Genomic DNA, 18,219 nt, shown 5'->3' on the forward strand with positions numbered 1-18,219 from the left:
CAAGGCTGACTGGCTTCCTGTTTGTAAATTGCTGCGATCGCAAATGTTAGAGATAGCAAAGTCAACAGGAGAATTAACAGTTGGTTCATTCCCCCTCCTGATCAAGAATTACATTGAAGTTGTAAATAGAATTTTCGGGTGATTGGGGTACAGCTTCCGGCATGGGTTCTAGGCTGGAAGTAATACTATCCTTAATTTCTGATTCGCAAGTGTCGAGATTATCCATCACCCAACCTCTTGTACATAAAGGAGTTGGAGCTAAAACCATCACGCACTACCAGTTCTTCTTCTGGGGTGTCTGCAATGATGTCAGCCCAACCGGTTACATGATTGTTGCGGATGTTGCTTTCGGCGATCGCTCCCAAACCAGGGCGGGCGGTTTCAAATTCATCAACAACTTTTTGTTCTTTGGGTGTTAACGGTCGATGTTCTGTCATGGTAAAGTTCTTTGTTAGGTAGAAATTCAATTCAAGGCAAGCTCTAGGCTCTAACTAGGGCTTGTTTTGTTTGGATGGTTAGACAAGGAAACTCGAAAGCAGCGGCCGGAACCGACCATCATCACTTCGCGGTCAGCCAGCCGCACAGCTTTCGAGCGACTAACTTTCATCATTGGGAATGAACCGTCAGGGCTGAGACTGAACATCTCGTAATTTTTGAGAGATGACCATTCCACCGCTGTTCTGTCAGCCAGTCCCGAATATTCGACATTGTTCATGTCTGCGGCCGAAACGGCACTTGGTAAAGCTGGTAAGTGTCGTTTCGGCTTGTCTTTTTCTTTGGTGGTTTTCTTGTCGGTGTTTAGTGTGGCTTTACTGCCATTAACAGCGGGTTCTAGTGCTTCCATAATGGGTGCATAAGGATATGATGCACAGCGTTAAGTCCGTGCATAGTGCGGTTTGAGTGTGTGCATGGTGGGGTTTAAGTGCCACTATGCAGCGTGTTTACAGGGGTTAAATGCCAGTGTCGATTAGTGATTAAGGAAATAAATCCTTTTACAGCAAGGCTTTGACCGTTTTCAACTCCACAGCAGGTCTTTGTTTTTATGCACTACGGGCTACAGGCTGCTATCTCTGTTTGGTTTTGGAGTTGGGGCGCAGTTGTATTATGCAAATTAATTGTACCCCTGTACAACTTTAAATATAATAGTACCAGGGTTATATGTAAAGATAGTGCCAGGGTACAATTAAGGAGTAGTGCATGGGTATAGCTAATGAGGAAACCGCTACACGGTCAACGCAAGAAAGACTTGACGTTAACACTGACACCCGAAGGGGTAGAGATGTTAGACGCGAAGGCCAAAGCGATGGGCATCAGCAAGAGCGAGATGATAGAACGAATAGCAAGAGAGCAAGTATCCTCTCCCCAGGAATATCAATTACTGGGGGAATGCTGCGCCAACTGATTGGCGACTATCGTGATCAGCTGGCATCAAAAAAAGAGGAAATCAAAAAGCTTTACGAAGAAATTCATCAGCTTGATGCAGAGGCAGAAAAAATTGAATCTAGAATCCAAGAGTTTGAATCACTTCAGTCTCAACTAGAAAACGATTCCGAGCATTTAGAATAAAACCGTCCTACCTATATGGGTAAGGACGGTTTTTTTAATGCGATCGCATTCACTACACCAGTGCGAACCAAGCTTTTAAAGATGCAAATAGCCGCCTAAAACACTACTTCCGGGCGGCTAAATATCTAATTACTACTAACATCATAATGACAGAAAATAACATTAAAATCAATCTTCCGTGGACGGAAGAACACGAGGCATACTGCTTTCAACATCACATACCACCAGCAGCCAAATTAATTTGGCAGTGCCTGATGAGAGAAGGCGAAATAGGTACAGAAATAGAGCCAGATTTAGCACAAATAAATTCATGGGTAGCAAAGGTGAGGGGCAAGCCATACGCTCACAACTACCTTAAAAAGATGTTTGATTTACTTGTTGAAGTGCGAGTAGTGCAAGTAGTTAAACAGTACTCATGGAAGATATTTAAGTTACTTGTAAGACCCTTGGAGTGGTTGAAGCCACCTAAAAAGGTGCGAGAAAAAAAGTTACACAATAGTAACTCTAGTTACGATTTACCCACTTCAAATGATAAATCTGTCGTCGGGGGTAGTTCTCAGCAGCAGCAATCTTCTATTGACACCAACTCGGAACTCTTGAATGAAGTTGGTATACATTTTGACTCAGATGTTAAAGAGGTTTTAGAACGTCCTGAAAACGAAATCAAACTAGCAATTATCATGTTCAATCTTCGTGGTGGATTTGAGAAGATTGAAAACCCAGAAGGATTTATTAGAGGTTGTATTCGTGGTCAGTGGTGGATACATCCGCGAAACTATAACGCTCTACTTCAAAAATATGGGAACTCTACAGAGTGGAATGAATTATTCCCCTCTGGTTGATTCCTATGTATAAAAAAACCTGCCAATTTGGCAGGCATCTACTAAAGCAAATTAATTATGACTGAACAATTAACACTGTTTAACCTTGCCCCAACGCAAACGATTAAAACAGTCCATGATCCATATTGGGATGAGATTGTCCTTTCACCTGGAACGGTTGAGAATAACGGACAAATTAGCTTGCTGTATGACGACAGCACCGAACCACCAGACCCGGACGACTACTCAACGCATCAGCAATATGAAAGGGCATGGAATGAATGGGAAAAGAAATATCCTGACTTGGTAGCCGAAACCCAAGTAATGAGTGTTCGGGAGCAAGTAACACAAACTACTCTGAACACTGACACTGTTCGGGAGCAACAACTAAATAATCAAGTTGCTCCCGAACACACCCATTGGATTGAAGAATACTGGGTGAAACGCTGCGGTAAGAAACATTATTATTACCGTTACTGCTGGATGGAAGGCAGAAAGATAAACAGATGCCACCTTGGTAGTTTGCGATCACAGCAGGGACGTGAGAAAAAACAGGCCGTAGAATTTGCGATCGCAGATGGACAGACCCCAGTTGAAATTAAGCAGATGTTGAGAGGTAGCAATGGGTAGACCAAGAACTAATCATGTTCGCCTGACTTTGAGTGAAGATGAGATGACTGTAGAGTTGACAGTCCGGACTTCATCTCGTGAAAGGGCAATCGAATTTTACGAGAAAATCGAGCAAGCTTTAATTGAATTGATGCGTCTTGACCTTGAAGTTGACTGGCAGCAAGATAACCCAGACCAATCATAAAAATGCGATCGCGCCAAAAGGCAGGAGAGCGATCGCAAAAAATGAATATTTCAGCTTGATTGTAGTGGATGAAAAATGCGATCGCAGTTCTACGCGCCAGAATTGCGATCGCAAAAGTGTTACTCAGTAGAGTTATTGATATTTAGATATTCTAAATGCTCATCCACTGCATCCCAAGCTATATTTGCTATTTCTTCAATTGCCTTGGCCAAATCATAGGGGTGTTTGTAGTCCGCAAGAGTAGCGCGAACGTAAAGTTCTTCAATTTTTAAAAATAGTTCACGGCTCATAGTGTAGCGATCGCTCCTTTGACCTCATCAATATCAATATCTATGTAGGGGTCTAAACCCTTATCATCACGGTGTCCTGTGATTTTGCGAATCACAGATTTAGCCGTACCATTCTTCCGCAGTCGATTAACCAAGCTCCGGCGGGTAGTGTGAGTTGAAATTCCTTTGGCACTCATACCAGCGCATTCGGTCGCCCGTTTGAGAATGTCATAGGCATTGCGTAAAGTAATTGGCTTAGTCCCGCACCGCGAAGGAAACAACCATTCACTATCCCCAGGCTCAAAGCGTTCCAGCGACTCGTGTAAATTGTCATGCACTGGAATTTCCACAGTTTCGGCTGTACCGTCTGGCCTGTGTTTTCTGATAATTCCTGGGAAAATGAGTATCTGCCTGGGTTTACCGTGGCGATCGTAAACATCACTCACCTTAAGTTTGAGCAAAGCCCCCCAACGTTCGCCCGTGTACCAAGCTAGGTCAAGAAGCAGCTTGTACTTTTGAGTCTTAATGTGTTTACGCAACTTTGAAAATTCATCGTTAGAAATGACGGCGGCCTTACCTTTTCTGTTAACCTTGGGCATATCAAAAACAAAATTTTGGATATTCCGCTTTTACCCAAAAAAGAGGTAAAAGCGGAATTTTGTAAATATTCACTACTCATAAATATTTGCTCAATCCTATTATTCGCAAGCATTACACGCCATCAGCGTATATACCACTTCTACATAAAACTGGAAGATATGCCCGATTGATAATTGTCATGATGTCAACCCAGTAAAACTAAATTTACTTTCTGGGAACAATCAAATATGACCTTAAAAAAACATCATGGCGATATCTACTATCAATGAAGCCAAACCAATTGTTTTGAAGTTGGATGCTAATAGCACTTCCAATGTTTACCCTATTTTTACTGATAATGATTTCACTATCGATACTGGGTCAGTTGTCAGTGAAAACATTTTTGTAAAAAATCTCAAGGCTTATGTAAAAATCGCCAGCCTACCAGAAGCGAATCTACCAGACATAACGCTAGAGGATAGCAACACACAAGCTTTGTACAAATCACTAAATACAGAGTGGAGTTCAGCCAGAAAACAACTAGATTTATTAGTATCGGAAGATTCTATTAATTGGCATCCTGTAGGATCAATTAGCTTACTTAACCCTGCGGGCTACCCTTACCGGGTGTACAACATCATGGACTTGTACACCCAAAATTTAGCCATTGAATTAGGTAAAAACGGCAGATTAGGAGTTCAGCTAAAAGATGCAGGATGGGGGCTGCTTCAGTCTGGGGATACCGTGACAATTCACGGGAGCTATGTCAAAGAAATTTGTATTGACGATAGTCCCACACCAATTAATAATTCTGTTCCCTTTAACAAAACTGTGAATAATGAAATTTCTACAATACTGAATGCAAACCCAAACAGAAAAAATGTAATTATTTCTAACGAATCAGACATCAATATTTATTTAGACTTAGGAACATTACCATTTCTCGGTAAAGGAATTGTATTAAAACCATACGGAATTTTTCAATACTCAACCCAAGAAATTAATTACAAAGGTGTAATTACTGCAATTTCAAGTTCAAACTCAGTTGTCTCTGGAATTGAATTATTTTAAATATGAATGATGAAGCTGATTTTAAAATGCCTTATCGCATTGTAGGTAAAACTGATTTAGAAGTAATGCGCGATAAATATCAACGCTTACACAATGACTCTTATGGTTTGATTGTGAGATTTACCAATGGTTCGCCAACAGAAACAACCGCGCCAGCGTAGACCCCCAGAGAATGACGGCTGGCAACCGCCACAGGAAGCAGAACCGCCAACGCCGGGATTATTCCCCGTAGGCGGTGGATTTTATGCAACTCCTGGGGGTTCAGTTAGTCCATTTGACTGCGGTCGCTGGCCTGACAGTCCATTCTGTGGCGGTAATCCGTTCACTAGAGATTTTGTAGATTTTGGATTATCAAAAGTTCAAGATGATTGCAATATTGGTATTCAATTTGCACCATCATTTGGATTCATCAAATTACCTCTTTATCAGTTTGTTTATCGCAAGCCAGGTGATTGTAGGTTGCCACCACCGCCACCACCACATAATCCCGATTTAGAAAATTATGATGATAATACTACTCTTGATTCGGGGGTTTATATTACTTATAAATCTTTGCAATATGGTTATAACGATGGCGTTGGTAGCCAGTTTACTTTACCCATTGGATTAGTAGAAGAGGTCTATCAAGTTGATGTTATTAATATTCAGTATCCCATTCAAACTGATATTTATTTAGATACAGATGTTATTGCTAATTGTTCGATAACATTTAATTTCCAATATAGCTTTAAAATGAATGTTGCATACGCTCAAGGTGTATGGAGCATTCCTATAATTGAAACTCACGTTAATAATTTAGATGGAATACTGCCGGGCGATTATGAAGATGCAACGGCAGAATTTATCGCTAATGCGTCAGGTAGTTTTAAAGTTTATTACGCGGTTGGGGCTTCTGTTTATCCACATATAGATATAGAAAGCAGTAGCTATTATTTTGCTGCTATGGCTTCTCAATATATTAATCAATACGCCAGAATAATTAATGCTACAGATAATCTAATTTTAGAAAGTAAACGAAATACGATTAAAACTGAGTATTCATTTTTTAGTTATGATAGCTCTCTGTTTCCTGTAGAAGTGCCATCCTACTTTGAAGGTAGGCAAATTTCTATTGATGGTTACTCTGAAGATTTTTCTGGTATTTCTTACTATGGAAGTGGGTATTCTATAGAAGTAGATGAATATCAAACTAGTGCCAAAAAACTAGAAAATTACGACCCACCACCACCGCCGCCGCCGAAAGATTGTGAATGTATGTGTCAATGCAACAATGATTCTAATAATGACCAACTACTAAGACTTATATTAAAAAGAATTGGCCCGTTACCCGCTTCTGTGCCAAATAGTTTAGTCAAGAAAAACAGTGGAACAAGACAAATAGACAGTCTGGCGCAATACATTGCTTATTCTGTTATTCAAACTAATGCCCAGTTTGGGCAGTTTCCACAAGAGATAAAAATCAAAGATGCAGACCTTACCCAACAAGGTGATCAGCAACAAACAGTCACTATGCCAAATCTAGCTGAAGCAGTCGCTGAAATAGTGGGATTACTATTAGTATTACGAAGCGAATCAGCAGCTAATTTAGTAGCAACTGTAAACGCCATGATTGAGGCGGGAAGTGCTAAACAATCAGCTATTTTAGCAAGAGATTATGGTGCGGCAAATGCAGAATTTCTTGGATATAAAGGTAAACAAATCGATAGAAAAATACCTTTTACTTTTGTTCCTGGTGAAAAACAACTTGATAAAATGCTTAAGCCTGGAGAAATTAGCGTAAAAGGTTGGGATAACGATGACAAGAACGACCTGAATGATTTAATTGCACCAATATTAGAAATGGCTGCTATGTACAGGGCTGCAAATTTTCGGAATATTGGCACAAGTAGCCCATTAACCAAAATCAAAGACATTCTTGAAGGTGCGGTAAAACTTTCAAGTGCGGTTGATACTTTGGCTAAAACTCCGCCACCGCCAGACCCAAACAACCCAGACGCGCCACCGCCACCACCTAAAAAGAGCGACTGGGACGAATTCGTAGAAAGTGCCGAATCAGGGTTTATCGCTAAACCAGGGATAACTGATAATTTACATCCTTATAGTCGCCCTCTGAATCAAAGACCAAAAATTCGAGAAATTGGTGCAGACACAAGTGAAAGCACTTAAATTACACATCAGCTTTTGTAATTTCATTCTGTCCCCAATCTTCACGTAACAGCCAAAGTCTTTCGTTAAATATTTGTTGGCGCACTTGTACCTCGGTATATCCCAATTCTTGCATCAAGCGTTTGATAAGTCTGTATTGGGGTACGTAGCGATACGGTTGTTTAACACCATAATTCTTTTTTCGCCAACGCCTACGCATAGTGCGTTTGCTCGTTGTACAGAGTAATGGATAAACAATTAATTCCATCGTTGATAATCGCTTTTTGCAGCGTTTTTTTCTCGCTAATTAAGGTGTCGTCTTTTTTTAGACCCCTAGGGGTCTAAATGCCATTTTTGAAAATTAGTTGTTAAATCATAACTGGTAATTAAACTTTTATCGGTTGGTTAAAAGTGTCTATTGTGACTTAGGTTTTTCTAGTCTCTGTCTATGTGTTCTTGCTGTTGCTACTAGCAAACAGAGCCGAATAACGTTGATTAAACAAGCAGAGATTCAACTATTTATGTCTTCTTATACTCGTGGTAAAAAACGGTCAAACCTCGTTTTTGTAACCATTAACGACTTGATGTACTTTGGTTTTAAACCCAAAGATTTAACTTCCCTTCCAGGTGTCACAGCGGCAGATATCACAGCTTTAGGTCACGTACAGCCAAACGCCGTTGCAGCTGGGAGACTAAAAATAATTGGTGCTTCAGCACCTAACCCCCCCAGAGTTTTGAAAAAAACTGGTGCTGCTGCTGGACAACAGCAATCTGTTAGCACGTTCTGTGGATATAACAATATTGGATTGGCTCAAGCAGCAGGCTGGACTTTATCAAAAAGTCGCACGGGAGTAAGTTTACGCGCGCCGAATTCACCCAGACAAAGTTTGACTGCTATTGCTGAATTAAGTGATGGGAGCTTGTATTGCTTCCCCATGAATAAAACTGATTTCGAGTCTTACGGTGCTGCTTTAGGGTTGAAAAACTCAACAACCATTACTACTGAGGCTGAACGTAACAAGCTTGTAAGTGGTGCTTCAATTCCTTACCCTGGACGTGCTGCAATACTGTTACCTAATGGGTCTACATTCTCCAGTTTCTTTTCTACAGACAGTCAAGGTGACGCATCTGAAGCAGGCTATGACATTCTGTCTGAGGAGAAGATTTTAGCTAGTGCGCCAGCTAACAACGGCTAATGATGCTGCCAATTGAAACAGAATCTGGGTTAATTCTGCCTGGACATCCTTGGTTTTACAACTATCTGCATGGAACCCTCCCGATCGGCTGGCAAAATTTCGCGGATCGTAATCCTGATTTTGCGTTTGTAGCCCGTGCGGGGAGTGGCATTTTAGAAGTTGTGACCGAGGATGAACTAGAAGAATACTGTGAGGGTGGGGAGTACGACCAGTTAATAGAGGAACGCAGCAACGATGACGACTGTTACGGATGATATTGGCGTTTGGAATAACCTTGGCACAGTGGAAGCAGTTAAAAAACAGTGGATTAAATTGCCCGTGACTGCAACTGGTGCAAACGCCACCATTCGAGCATCGTTTATTTGCAGCGATTGGACTAAACTTTCTAGCTACGTTCTAATTCGTCCCCGATACAAGACTGCAAACAGTGACCAAACTGGGAATGCTATAAGGGTCTATCCTTCCCCTACTCCCGTGATTTTTGAAGTACCAATTCCCCAAGACTTACAAGAGCGTTCAGTTTATTTTCGAGATTTTGAAGTTTACAAAACCAGTCGCCGTCGTCAACGTTATATCGGTGTGACTCCAGATGCTAATTTGCAAGTCAAATTGGAGGAACTATGGGGTTAGCAGATATTATCGAATCAACTTTAGAATCTCGTCAAACTCGCTCTTCTATTGGGGAAAGAGTTTTCAAAAACTCATTTGAGGATAAACAGCAAGACGACAACGGCAACATTTTAGGTTGGCTTTGGAATGCTGGCAGTAGATTAGTTGGTTTTTTAATTGCAAATGTTGGCGGTCTAATTAGTTTTACCCTGACTGGCTTGTGGAGCCTGTTTACTAGTACACTCCAGTTCATTTGGACATTTGACTGGAATATGTCTGACAAGACAATTGACCAGCAAATTCAGCAATCCTGGGATGCCTTAGGCGGAATGCTGGGTGGAACGTTGGGAAATTTAATTGGTTATTTGGGGTGCGGAGTTCTACCAGGGGCTACCATCATGGCTTTTAACGAGCCATTAGGTGCTTACGTTTTAGAAAATGTAGTAGAAGAATTGGCTGAAGAATTTCTGTCTAATTTGGCTAACTTAGTGCGGTACACCTTCATTAGTGGAGTTCAATCACTACTACTTTGGGGTTTTAAAAATCTTCGCAAGTTTGTTAAATCAAACGTTAGTTTGGTTAACCGATTATTTGGTGACAAGGCGGCTAAAGCAGTTAAAGCTTGGGGGGCAGAGGACAGTAAACCCTGGTCGTTTGCGATCGCAATGGATAATGCTGTTGAATCTATCCCCAATACTTTCTTACGAAATTTTGTAGAAGAATTTTTGGAGGAAGCTTGGGATGGCTGCGTGGAAGCTGGCTATGTTGTTGCAAATTCTGTTGAGTCTTACCTAGCAGCCGAAAAACTCAAACAACAGCAGCTACCCCCAATGGGTAAAACGAAATACGTTGAGATTCAGCCAGATCGCAGTATTGATGATCAGCGAATTATTTTGGCAGGGCCTCAAGAAGCACTCAAGCCAGTGATTGTGCAAACGCTGACCAATTATCAGTTAATGGAATCCAAGGATATTGGAACTTTCGTGGGTTCTCCTGTTGATGAATATCTACGGGCTAAACCCAGAAGCCTAACGCTGATCGTGCAATTTTTCAGTGTTCAAACTCCGCCTTGGACAAAACGAAACGGGCAAGACCGACTGGTTAGCGGAACCTATGTAGTACCTGAAATTGACCCTGCCAAGCTTGATTGGGAACGGATAAAACTGGCCTGTGGCGGTGCTAATGGCTATATGTATGGGCGGTATCGAGCGTTTACCGTACTGGACAACGGGCGAGGCATGGCCTGTTTTGGTCAAACTGGGGATGAGGCGGAAGATAGACTACGCGCACTTGCCGCATTAGGCAAAGGAAATATCACAAAAAAACCAACAATTTCTGAAGACAGAACCGAGGATGTTAGCGGGACTTACGTTAAGCAACCAGTGAGAATCTACCCCGCTTACTTCACGATCATGAATCAATATCGTGTTCCTGGTGCGGCTGGTTCCGGTATACCTATCAACGGTAAAAGGTACATCCGTAAGGATGAACGAATAGATTTATGGACTGATACCAAGCCGATTAATTTTGAGGAAATCATTTTAGAACTCCTCAAGAAACCCGGTGCAGATAACTCAACCAATTAACAGAGAAATATGGAAATTATTTTACCTCAATTCAACATTGAAGAAGCCATTAATTCAGCGTGGCAAGCTAATCAAGCTAAAGCGGAAATTATTAATGGTGACAGACAAAAAGCTGAAGAAACGGCTATTAATGCGCTGACTGGGCAGTTCAAAAAAGAACTTGATACTTATTTAGACAGTGGTATTCAATCATCTTTAAAAATCAAGATTGTTCCACCAACAGAAATATTAGTTTTCAGCGTTTATGCTGTTTTTGACTATTCTGGGCAAGAGATAAAACTCAAACGTGATAGTCAAAATTGGGAAATTGGTATTAATGAAAAAAGCATGGTTATGCCTGCTGATTTATTGAGACAAACTTTGCTTTTAGAGCTAGGAAAGCTCAAGAATGAAATTTAAGTTAACAAAATAAAAGATAGGAGTGTATTTAATAAATGCCTTTATCTAATCCTGCAAGTGTAACCGTAACCACGCCAACTAGTAGCAGCAGCACACCCAGTAGCGTCAACGCATCAGTTACAAGCATTACTTTACTGGCTACAAATAATAGCCGAAAAGGCGGAACGATTTGGAATAATAGTACAGCCAAACTTTATATTGAGTTTGGTGCTACTGCGTCTACAAGTGCTTTTGTCGCCATACTTGAAGCGGGCGGATATTACGAAATTCCCTTTAGTTACACTGGGGCAATTTCTGGTATTTGGACAGCAGCAAATGGTAGTGCTTTAGTCAGAGAACTAACCTAATATGCCTTTGACGAATCCAAATACTACAGCACTACAGAAAAATAATAACCTGAGTGACTTGGCTGATGCTGCTATTGCTTGGGCTAATCTAGGCGCGAGTCAATCATTAGCAGTTAATGCTGGGTGGATAAAATTACCCAATGGGCTAATCTTGCAGTGGCAAACATACACCGCTGCAAGCCAAAGTTTTACTGGCGGTACTCCATACACTTTTAATATTACTTTTCCAATTGCATTTAACACTGTATACAACGTTGTTGGGTGCTTATTAAGTGGTGCTAATAATAGCGCCAACGGAGTGCAATTTGAATCGCTGATCAACACTAGGGTGACAGCGAGAATACTAATGAATACTACGAATACAACAATTGTCAGCTTTAGAGTTTTTGCAATAGGAATTTAATATGGCTTATTTTGTGAATTTTGATTCCAACAATAAAATTGATGGCTTTTTCAATAACGCTATAAATAGCTTGATTCCTGATACTGCAATTCAAATCACTGATGAGAAATGGCAGGAGTTAAGCTCAAATCCTGAAAAATATAGATTACAGGCTGGGCAGATTATTTTAGTATCTGAAATCCTGCAATCTGAACCCATTCCCCTAATTAATTGGGCTGAATTTAATAGAAGTATGCAGAGTAATGCTGCATACAATCAATTTATTTCTGATGCAGTTGATAAAGACGCTGTACGTAGACTTGAAACTTTAGCTATTACTTTAGGTGTTACTAATCGCCAAGATTTCAATCTTGATGATTTGAAATTGCTGTGGAATTTTGTTTTACAGTCGATTCCTACAGAAAGTTTACCTTTGTCCTCTGCTGTTAGCGAATGGAATGAAATCGCCAACAACTGTTATATGAATTTTGAGTTTATGCCAGATGGCTCTATGACAAGCCGAGTACCACCAGAATAAGTATGAAAATTGATATTAATAATGCTTTGACTGTTTTTTCTCTTTTGTTTATGTTGTTTGGCGCTGTTTATCGGCTTGCTCAGGTTGAGTCTAATATCAATGCCAGGATTACAAGAGTTGAGACAAATGTTTTATCTGCGGTTGATCAACTCAAGGACAGCGTTAATGGACGGCTGTACACGATTGAGAAAAATCTTGATGTTCACCTAACTGAGTACGCTGGCAAGAAAGAACATTACGACTACCGAATACATTCTTTTGATACGCAATTAGAACATAAATTTAATCGGCTTAGGGGTTTAATCAAACAGCTTTCCGGGTTTCTCAACAGAGAATCTGGCTTTGTTCTCAGGGATGATGAATATTAACCCTCTGGGGATTCTGAGCAGTTGTCGATAGAATCTTGATCAACAACAGCATTACCTTCGGCAACTAAGCGGAGATTGATCGACTGATTATCTACAAATATTTCGCCAAGAATGCGATCGCCTTCATCTTCGGCTACTCTTCTAATAACAACAGGATTACCTGTTGGTAAGAGTTGTTGGAGTTTCTGCGTTGCGGCTGAACTATAAGGTTTTTGTCTTGCATTTGGTAAATTAATACAGGTAAGTTTGACTGTCTGAATCTGTCCTGTATCGCTTTTGACGGTAATTATATTGCTATCTCCGACATTCAGCACCGTAGCCAAAACTAAAAGTAACTCTACAAAATTCATATTTTTTAAGATAAGTATTTTTTTACACCGCAACTTTGAGTCTATTTCAGTAATCTGGTAGTTCCGGTGATTTATCTCACACACATAAATTTGGCAAAATAGTTGTTACATAAATTGCAACAATTCCAACTTCAAAACTTTCCTCGGCAATACTGAGATTAATTCCATCCATCCAAGGTGAGATTATGAATTTTTCTCTGCCCTTACCACGCAAATCTGCCTTATTTATGAGTGCTTTACTGGGAGGAGTTGTTCTCACCAGTTGCGCTTCTGCGCCGCAAAATTTATCTAGCAGATCATTACCGCCAAGTTCCGCAGAAAGTCAACTAGCAAATCAACCAGCCGCTGATATAGCTGGAAATGTTGCCCAAAAAGCCGAAGCCGCGCCAGTACCCCGTGCGCGTCCCCAATTAATCAAAAAGGCAGCAATGAAGGTAGTTGTGAACTCTGTTGAGCAAAGCATTGATGCAGTTTCACAAATTATTGCCAAACAACAAGGTGATTTAATTGGGTTAAATGAACGCCAACCAACCAAAGAAAATTCCCGTCACACTGCATCTATACAACTGCGTGTGCCGCAGAACTTGTTGGAACCGACATTAGAAGAACTAGCTAAATTAGGTACAATAGAAAGTCGTAATATTACAGCCGAAGATGTCGGCGATCGCTTGGTGGATTTCCAAGCTAGATTAACTAATCTGCGGAAAACTGAAGCTAATTTACAAAAAATTATGGACAGGGCTGGTTCTGTGCGTGATGTGTTAAGTGTGGCGCAAGAACTTAGTCAAGTCAGACAATCTATCGAGCAAATTGACGCGCAACTCAAAAACATCCAAAATCAAGTCGCCTATTCCACCATTACGCTAAATCTAGAAGCAGCTGTATCTAGTACCAGTCCCCAACGCGCAGTAGGTTCCCAAATTCAAGAAACTTGGAACAATTCGACCCAATCTCTAGGCCGCTTTACTGTTGGGCTATTAAAGTTGGGTATATGGTTAATGGTTTACACTCCTTATTTATTGATTTTAACTGCGAGTGTCTACGGTTTTCTACGTTGGCGGCGCACCCATACACCAGGAGAAACTAGAAATTAAGAACTTGACTATTGACCATTGACTCTTTCATGGGATTGTACCGCTTAACACGAAATAATGAGCCAGATGAATGCCAAGATCAAAAAAGCAAGCCCTAGGGTATTGAAAGTACTATGCCAGAAATCCACCAATCTATTGCACAGCACTACCACGAACGTACTAAATATGACCCTGAAACCCTAGCCTCGAAGAACCAAAGGCTAGACTGGGCTAAACAGCCAGTACCTTTTAAGGAGTATAAAATTGGCTCGGCTTTTGATCTCAAACCTTACCTGCAAGAATCGTTAGAACCCCTGGCTATTCAAGCAGAAGATGTTCAATGGTGGCAAAGGCTATCTCGGTTACTGTTTCGCAGCTACGGATTAACGGCGAGAATGCCTTCTATGGGCAGTGCGGTGTATTTGCGTTCTGCGCCCAGTGCTGGCGGGTTGTATCCAGCAGAGGTGTATATAGTGTCTCGCGGTACACCATTCCTCCCCGCAGGGCTTTATAACTATCAGTGTCGCACTCATTCACTAATGATGTATTGGGAAAATGATGTGTGGCAAGCTTTGCAAGATGCTTGTTTTTGGCACTCGGCGTTAGACAGTACCCAATTGGCAATTGTGGTGACTGCGGTTTTTTATCGTTCAGCTTGGCGTTATGAAGATCGGGCTTATCGGCGAATTTTTCTCGATACAGGACATTTGTTGGGAAATATTGAGTTAGCTGGCGCTATTACTGATTATCGTCCCCACTTGATTGGTGGTTTTGTCGATGATGCTGTCAATGACTTGTTATATATTGATCCAGAACAAGAAGGTGCGATCGCAGTCTTGGCTATGGCAGACTTATTAGATATCAAACAAAATTTGTCTACAGGATGTACTGCTTTACCTTCAGCTACAGAAACTAACTATCCCCACATCCCTGACGGCGAATTACTCAAATATTTTCATCATCACACCCAAATTCAATCAGGTGTCACCGGTAAGCTGAATTTACCAGCTGTCAAACAAGAAAAGTCTTTGGAAGATAAATATAATTTTCCCTTCTGTCTGAAAATTCCCACAGCTACCACACCCATGAACTGGGGCGATAATCTTTCTGGCTTGGAATTAACTATCCATAAGCGCCGTTCTACCCGTGCTTACAGTGGTGATGATTTAACCTTTGATGAACTCAAGGTTTTACTTGATTTCACTTACCAACCCCAAAATTACATTGAGCAAAATCTTGACCGGACTCCCGATTACTTTGACCTCAACTTAATTGAAACGTTTATTGCTGTAAGTGGTGTCAAAGGTTTGGAATCTGGCTGTTATTATTACGCACCCAAAGCCCAAGAATTACGCCAGATTCGGTTTAAAAACTTCCGCAGAGAGTTACACTTTCTGTGTTTGGGTCAAGATTTAGGCAGAGATGCCGCCGCTGTTGTTTTTCATACCGCAGACCTCAAAGCTGCCATTGCCCAATACGGCGATCGCGTTTATCGTTATTTACACATGGATGCAGGGCATTTGGGTCAACGCTTAAATTTAGCCGCAGTGAATCTTAATTTGGGTGTCAGCGGTATCGGTGGCTTTTTTGATGACCAAGTAAACGAAGTTTTGGGTATCCCTACTGATGAGGCAGTCATCTACATCACCACATTGGGAAGACCAAGATAAAACACACTAGACACAGAGGTTGCAGAAAATCTCTGTGTTCTCTGCTGTAGTTTAAAAAAATCAAAAATAGAATTAATTTTCATTTCCTGCTTAGTTTAACATCCAGTAATTTAGTCTAAAAAGATATTAATAATTATATGAATGATGACTTCCTATTTACTAATAATCCTTCTCCAATTTGGATATACGATAGAGAAAATCTCCAATTTTTAAATGTCAATGAAGCAGCAATTAGTAAATATGGTTATTCAAAAGTACAATTTCTGCAAATGCAGATTACTGACTTTTACAATGTAGAATACCAGCCTACTTTATTAAAAAAAATAGCCAATCATCAGCAAAATTTAACTTTTTATGATCAATGTCAACATTACTGCAAAGATGGCAAATATATTGATGTTGAAACAGTTACTCATGCCATAGAATATGAGCAGAAAAACTCTCATTTAGTTTATATTCAAGACATTACAGAGCGTAAAGTAATAGAGCGCAATCTCCTAGCGAGTGAAGCAATATTTCGAGCAGTTGCCGAAATAATTCCTGTTCCCTTAATGATTTACAGATTATCTGATGGTTTAATTTTAAATGCTAATCAAGAGTTTTTCCAAGCATTTTGTTGCGCGTCAGAGGATGTAATCAATTGTCCAGTTGCAGATATCTATCATGATTTAGCTGATTCCCAAACCCTATTAAGAGAACTAGAGCAAAAAGGCTCTCTACATAATTACGAAATCCTGCTCAAAAGAGCAGATGAAACTAGTTTTTGGGCTATTGTTTCACTTCAGTCTTTAATATTTAATGGGGAGTCAGTCATCTTAGCTGTATTATCTGACATCACCGAACGCAAAAATACAGAAACACAACTGAAAGAACAAAATGAATTTCTCCAGAGTATTTTTGAGCGCATTCCCTTGATGATTGCCTTAATTAATTCAGCAGGTAAATTACAATGGGTAAATCAAGAATGGGAAAAAACTCTTGGTTGGAAATTTAAAGATTTACCAACTTGTGAGCTACTAGCAGCAGTATATCCTCATCCTGAAGATCGTCAATATGTGATGAATTTTGTTCTGTCAGCAGATCACACTTGGGATGATTTTAGAACTCAAGTGCGAGATGGCCGAATCGTCGATACATCTTGGACTAATATTCGACTACCTAATAATCAAATTATGGGTATCGGGCAGGATATCACAAATCGTAAGCAAACTGAGCGGGCGTTAAAGACTCAGTTAGAACGAGAACAATTAATGCGATCTGTGGTACAGCGAATTCATCAATCTTTAAATTTGCAAGATATTCTCAACGCGACAGTTCAAGAAGTCCGACATTTGCTGCAAGTAGAACGAGTAATTGTTTATCAATTTGCCCCTGATATGAGTGGTAAAGTCGTAGCAGAATCAGTCGAGTCGGGGTGGAGAAAATCGTTAAGTGTAGAAATAAAAGATACTTGTTTTCAGACAGGTGCAGGAGTAGAGTATCATCAAGGGCGGAAACGTGCGATCGCTAATATTTACCAAGCTGGACTTACAGATTGTCATATTCAGTTGTTAGAACAATTTGAAGTCAAAGCTAATTTAGTTGTACCTATTTTATTAGAATTAGGTGGCGAAAATATTAGCTCTCGCCTTTGGGGTTTACTGGTAGCGCATCAATGTTCTAGTCCACGAGAATGGGAAGAAAATCAATTAGACTTGCTTGATCAACTTTCAGTCACAATTGCGATCGCTATTCAAAAGTCTAGTATATTTCAGCAAGCCCAAACCGAATTACTCGAACGACAAAAAGCCGAAAAGCAACTCAAAAGTGCCTTAGCTGAAAAAGAAATTCTCTTGAAAGAAGTACATCATCGCGTCAAAAATAACTTGCAAATTGTCTCAAGTTTACTACAACTCCAATCTCACACTCTCAAAGACCCAGAAGTAATGAGAGTTTTTCAAGATAGTCAAAATCGGATTGATTCTATCTCATTAATTCACAAAAATTTATACACTTCACCGAATATTGGCCAACTAGATGTAGTTGACTATATCCAGACTTTAGCCACTAGTATTTTAATCTCTTACCAAATAGGTCTGGAAAGAATTGAATTAAAAACTAATATTGCCGCAGTTAGCCTGAATATTGATCAAGCGATCGCTTGTGGGTTGATTATTAACGAATTAATTTCTAACTGTCTAAAACACGCTTTTCCCAATGAGAAAAAGGGAACTATCACTATTACACTACAAAATATTAATGATCATATCGAAATGTCTATTCAAGATAATGGTGTTGGCATACCAAATGATTTAGATTGGAATAACAGTAGCTCTTTAGGTTTATCTTTAGTTTATGACTTAGTTACAGAACAGCTTGAAGGCAGCATGACTTTAGAACGTAATCATGGTACAAAATTTACAATCCAATTTCCCCAGTTAATTTTGCAGTAATATT

The 18,219-nt window shown here is 40.2% G+C and carries 26 protein-coding genes; 20 read left to right on the forward strand and 6 right to left on the reverse strand.

Annotated elements, in window-relative coordinates; all coding sequences use genetic code 11:
- Positions 1-218 precede the first annotated feature (218 nt).
- Together IQ244_RS27590 and IQ244_RS27595 are read right to left on the reverse strand one after the other, a co-directional pair.
- On the reverse strand, positions 219-437 hold the full coding sequence (locus IQ244_RS27590; RefSeq protein ID WP_193899888.1) for a hypothetical protein: 219 nt from the start codon (positions 435-437) through the stop codon (positions 219-221).
- A gap of 50 nt (positions 438-487) precedes the next feature.
- Positions 488-844, reverse strand: a complete 357-nt coding sequence (locus tag IQ244_RS27595) for a hypothetical protein (protein ID WP_193899889.1) — start codon at positions 842-844, stop codon at positions 488-490.
- Between the two features lie 435 nt (positions 845-1,279).
- Between IQ244_RS27595 and IQ244_RS33435 the strand changes: the two genes are divergently transcribed.
- From IQ244_RS33435 to IQ244_RS27620, 5 genes are all read left to right on the forward strand, one after another.
- Complete coding sequence (locus IQ244_RS33435) at positions 1,280-1,402, forward strand: ribbon-helix-helix protein, CopG family (RefSeq protein ID WP_416209794.1); 123 nt, start codon at positions 1,280-1,282, stop codon at positions 1,400-1,402.
- Positions 1,387-1,566, forward strand: coding sequence for a hypothetical protein (locus IQ244_RS33440; RefSeq protein ID WP_193899891.1), 180 nt, complete (start codon positions 1,387-1,389; stop codon positions 1,564-1,566). Before IQ244_RS33435 ends, IQ244_RS33440 begins: the two co-directional genes overlap by 16 nt.
- A 146-nt stretch (positions 1,567-1,712) precedes the next feature.
- The gene (locus IQ244_RS27610) at positions 1,713-2,408 is read left to right on the forward strand and encodes a hypothetical protein (protein ID WP_193899892.1); all 696 of its coding nucleotides are present in this window, start codon (positions 1,713-1,715) and stop codon (positions 2,406-2,408) included.
- A gap of 57 nt (positions 2,409-2,465) precedes the next feature.
- Entirely contained in the window at positions 2,466-3,017 is a 552-nt protein-coding gene (locus tag IQ244_RS27615; RefSeq protein WP_193899893.1) for a hypothetical protein, read from the forward strand.
- Entirely contained in the window at positions 3,010-3,201 is a 192-nt protein-coding gene (locus IQ244_RS27620) for a hypothetical protein (RefSeq protein ID WP_193899894.1), read from the forward strand. The genes IQ244_RS27615 and IQ244_RS27620 overlap by 8 nt, the downstream gene beginning before the upstream one ends.
- A 119-nt stretch (positions 3,202-3,320) precedes the next feature.
- On the opposite strand, the gene IQ244_RS27625 is transcribed toward IQ244_RS27620, so the two are convergent.
- Positions 3,321-3,491: a hypothetical protein gene (locus tag IQ244_RS27625; protein ID WP_193899895.1), complete on the reverse strand. Its 171-nt coding sequence runs from the start codon at positions 3,489-3,491 to the stop codon at positions 3,321-3,323.
- On the reverse strand, positions 3,488-4,069 hold the full coding sequence (locus tag IQ244_RS27630) for a tyrosine-type recombinase/integrase (RefSeq protein ID WP_193899896.1): 582 nt from the start codon (positions 4,067-4,069) through the stop codon (positions 3,488-3,490). Before IQ244_RS27630 ends, IQ244_RS27625 begins: the two co-directional genes overlap by 4 nt.
- Positions 4,070-4,316: 247 nt before the next feature.
- Here IQ244_RS27630 and IQ244_RS27635 point away from each other — a divergent pair, with 247 nt between their 5' ends.
- Genes IQ244_RS27635 through IQ244_RS27645 form a run of 3 tightly spaced genes read left to right on the forward strand, consistent with a single transcriptional unit; the run spans position 4,317 to position 7,286 of the window.
- Positions 4,317-5,120: a hypothetical protein gene (locus tag IQ244_RS27635; protein WP_193899897.1), complete on the forward strand. Its 804-nt coding sequence runs from the start codon at positions 4,317-4,319 to the stop codon at positions 5,118-5,120.
- A 2-nt stretch (positions 5,121-5,122) separates the two neighbouring features.
- The gene (locus IQ244_RS27640) at positions 5,123-5,281 is read left to right on the forward strand and encodes a hypothetical protein (protein ID WP_193899898.1); all 159 of its coding nucleotides are present in this window, start codon (positions 5,123-5,125) and stop codon (positions 5,279-5,281) included.
- Complete coding sequence (locus IQ244_RS27645) at positions 5,247-7,286, forward strand: hypothetical protein (RefSeq protein WP_193899899.1); 2,040 nt, start codon at positions 5,247-5,249, stop codon at positions 7,284-7,286. The genes IQ244_RS27640 and IQ244_RS27645 overlap by 35 nt, the downstream gene beginning before the upstream one ends.
- Position 7,287: 1 nt before the next feature.
- On the opposite strand, the gene IQ244_RS27650 is transcribed toward IQ244_RS27645, so the two are convergent.
- Positions 7,288-7,533 carry a hypothetical protein gene (locus IQ244_RS27650; RefSeq protein WP_193899900.1) on the reverse strand — a complete coding sequence of 82 codons (246 nt, stop codon included), beginning with the start codon at positions 7,531-7,533 and terminating at the stop codon, positions 7,288-7,290.
- A gap of 253 nt (positions 7,534-7,786) precedes the next feature.
- On the opposite strand from IQ244_RS27650, the gene IQ244_RS27655 reads away from it, so the two are divergent.
- The 9 genes from IQ244_RS27655 to IQ244_RS27695 are packed head-to-tail and all read left to right on the forward strand — an operon-like array spanning position 7,787 to position 12,690.
- Complete coding sequence (locus IQ244_RS27655; protein ID WP_193899901.1) at positions 7,787-8,461, forward strand: hypothetical protein; 675 nt, start codon at positions 7,787-7,789, stop codon at positions 8,459-8,461.
- Entirely contained in the window at positions 8,461-8,715 is a 255-nt protein-coding gene (locus tag IQ244_RS27660; protein ID WP_228059201.1) for a hypothetical protein, read from the forward strand. Before IQ244_RS27655 ends, IQ244_RS27660 begins: the two co-directional genes overlap by 1 nt.
- Positions 8,696-9,091: a hypothetical protein gene (locus IQ244_RS27665; protein WP_193899902.1), complete on the forward strand. Its 396-nt coding sequence runs from the start codon at positions 8,696-8,698 to the stop codon at positions 9,089-9,091. The genes IQ244_RS27660 and IQ244_RS27665 overlap by 20 nt, the downstream gene beginning before the upstream one ends.
- Positions 9,082-10,656, forward strand: a complete 1,575-nt coding sequence (locus IQ244_RS27670) for a hypothetical protein (RefSeq protein ID WP_193899903.1) — start codon at positions 9,082-9,084, stop codon at positions 10,654-10,656. The genes IQ244_RS27665 and IQ244_RS27670 overlap by 10 nt, the downstream gene beginning before the upstream one ends.
- A gap of 9 nt (positions 10,657-10,665) precedes the next feature.
- On the forward strand, positions 10,666-11,055 hold the full coding sequence (locus tag IQ244_RS27675; RefSeq protein ID WP_193899904.1) for a hypothetical protein: 390 nt from the start codon (positions 10,666-10,668) through the stop codon (positions 11,053-11,055).
- A 35-nt stretch (positions 11,056-11,090) separates the two neighbouring features.
- Positions 11,091-11,402 (forward strand): hypothetical protein, encoded by a 312-nt coding sequence (locus IQ244_RS27680; protein WP_193899905.1) that lies wholly within the window; start codon positions 11,091-11,093, stop codon positions 11,400-11,402.
- A 1-nt stretch (position 11,403) separates the two neighbouring features.
- Complete coding sequence (locus IQ244_RS27685) at positions 11,404-11,805, forward strand: hypothetical protein (protein WP_193899906.1); 402 nt, start codon at positions 11,404-11,406, stop codon at positions 11,803-11,805.
- A 1-nt stretch (position 11,806) separates the two neighbouring features.
- Positions 11,807-12,322 (forward strand): hypothetical protein, encoded by a 516-nt coding sequence (locus IQ244_RS27690; RefSeq protein WP_193899907.1) that lies wholly within the window; start codon positions 11,807-11,809, stop codon positions 12,320-12,322.
- Positions 12,323-12,324: 2 nt separating this feature from the next.
- A complete protein-coding gene (locus IQ244_RS27695; protein WP_193899908.1) occupies positions 12,325-12,690 on the forward strand; it encodes a hypothetical protein in 366 nt (121 codons plus the stop codon).
- Here IQ244_RS27695 and IQ244_RS27700 read toward each other — a convergent pair.
- On the reverse strand, positions 12,687-13,040 hold the full coding sequence (locus IQ244_RS27700) for a thermonuclease family protein (RefSeq protein WP_193899909.1): 354 nt from the start codon (positions 13,038-13,040) through the stop codon (positions 12,687-12,689). The two genes, IQ244_RS27695 and IQ244_RS27700, sit on opposite strands and share 4 nt — an antisense overlap.
- Positions 13,041-13,225: 185 nt before the next feature.
- Here IQ244_RS27700 and IQ244_RS27705 point away from each other — a divergent pair, with 185 nt between their 5' ends.
- The 3 genes from IQ244_RS27705 to IQ244_RS27715 all read left to right on the forward strand — a co-directional run bounded on the left by IQ244_RS27705 (position 13,226) and on the right by IQ244_RS27715 (position 18,215).
- Positions 13,226-14,134 (forward strand): DUF4349 domain-containing protein, encoded by a 909-nt coding sequence (locus IQ244_RS27705; protein ID WP_193899910.1) that lies wholly within the window; start codon positions 13,226-13,228, stop codon positions 14,132-14,134.
- A 113-nt stretch (positions 14,135-14,247) separates the two neighbouring features.
- Positions 14,248-15,783: a SagB/ThcOx family dehydrogenase gene (locus IQ244_RS27710; protein WP_193899911.1), complete on the forward strand. Its 1,536-nt coding sequence runs from the start codon at positions 14,248-14,250 to the stop codon at positions 15,781-15,783.
- Between the two features lie 137 nt (positions 15,784-15,920).
- Positions 15,921-18,215, forward strand: coding sequence for a PAS domain S-box protein (locus tag IQ244_RS27715; RefSeq protein ID WP_193899912.1), 2,295 nt, complete (start codon positions 15,921-15,923; stop codon positions 18,213-18,215).
- Positions 18,216-18,219 lie beyond the last annotated feature (4 nt).

The sequence above is a fragment of the Nostoc sp. LEGE 06077 genome (assembly GCF_015207705.1).
Taxonomy (GTDB): Bacteria; Cyanobacteriota; Cyanobacteriia; order Cyanobacteriales; family Nostocaceae; genus Nostoc_B.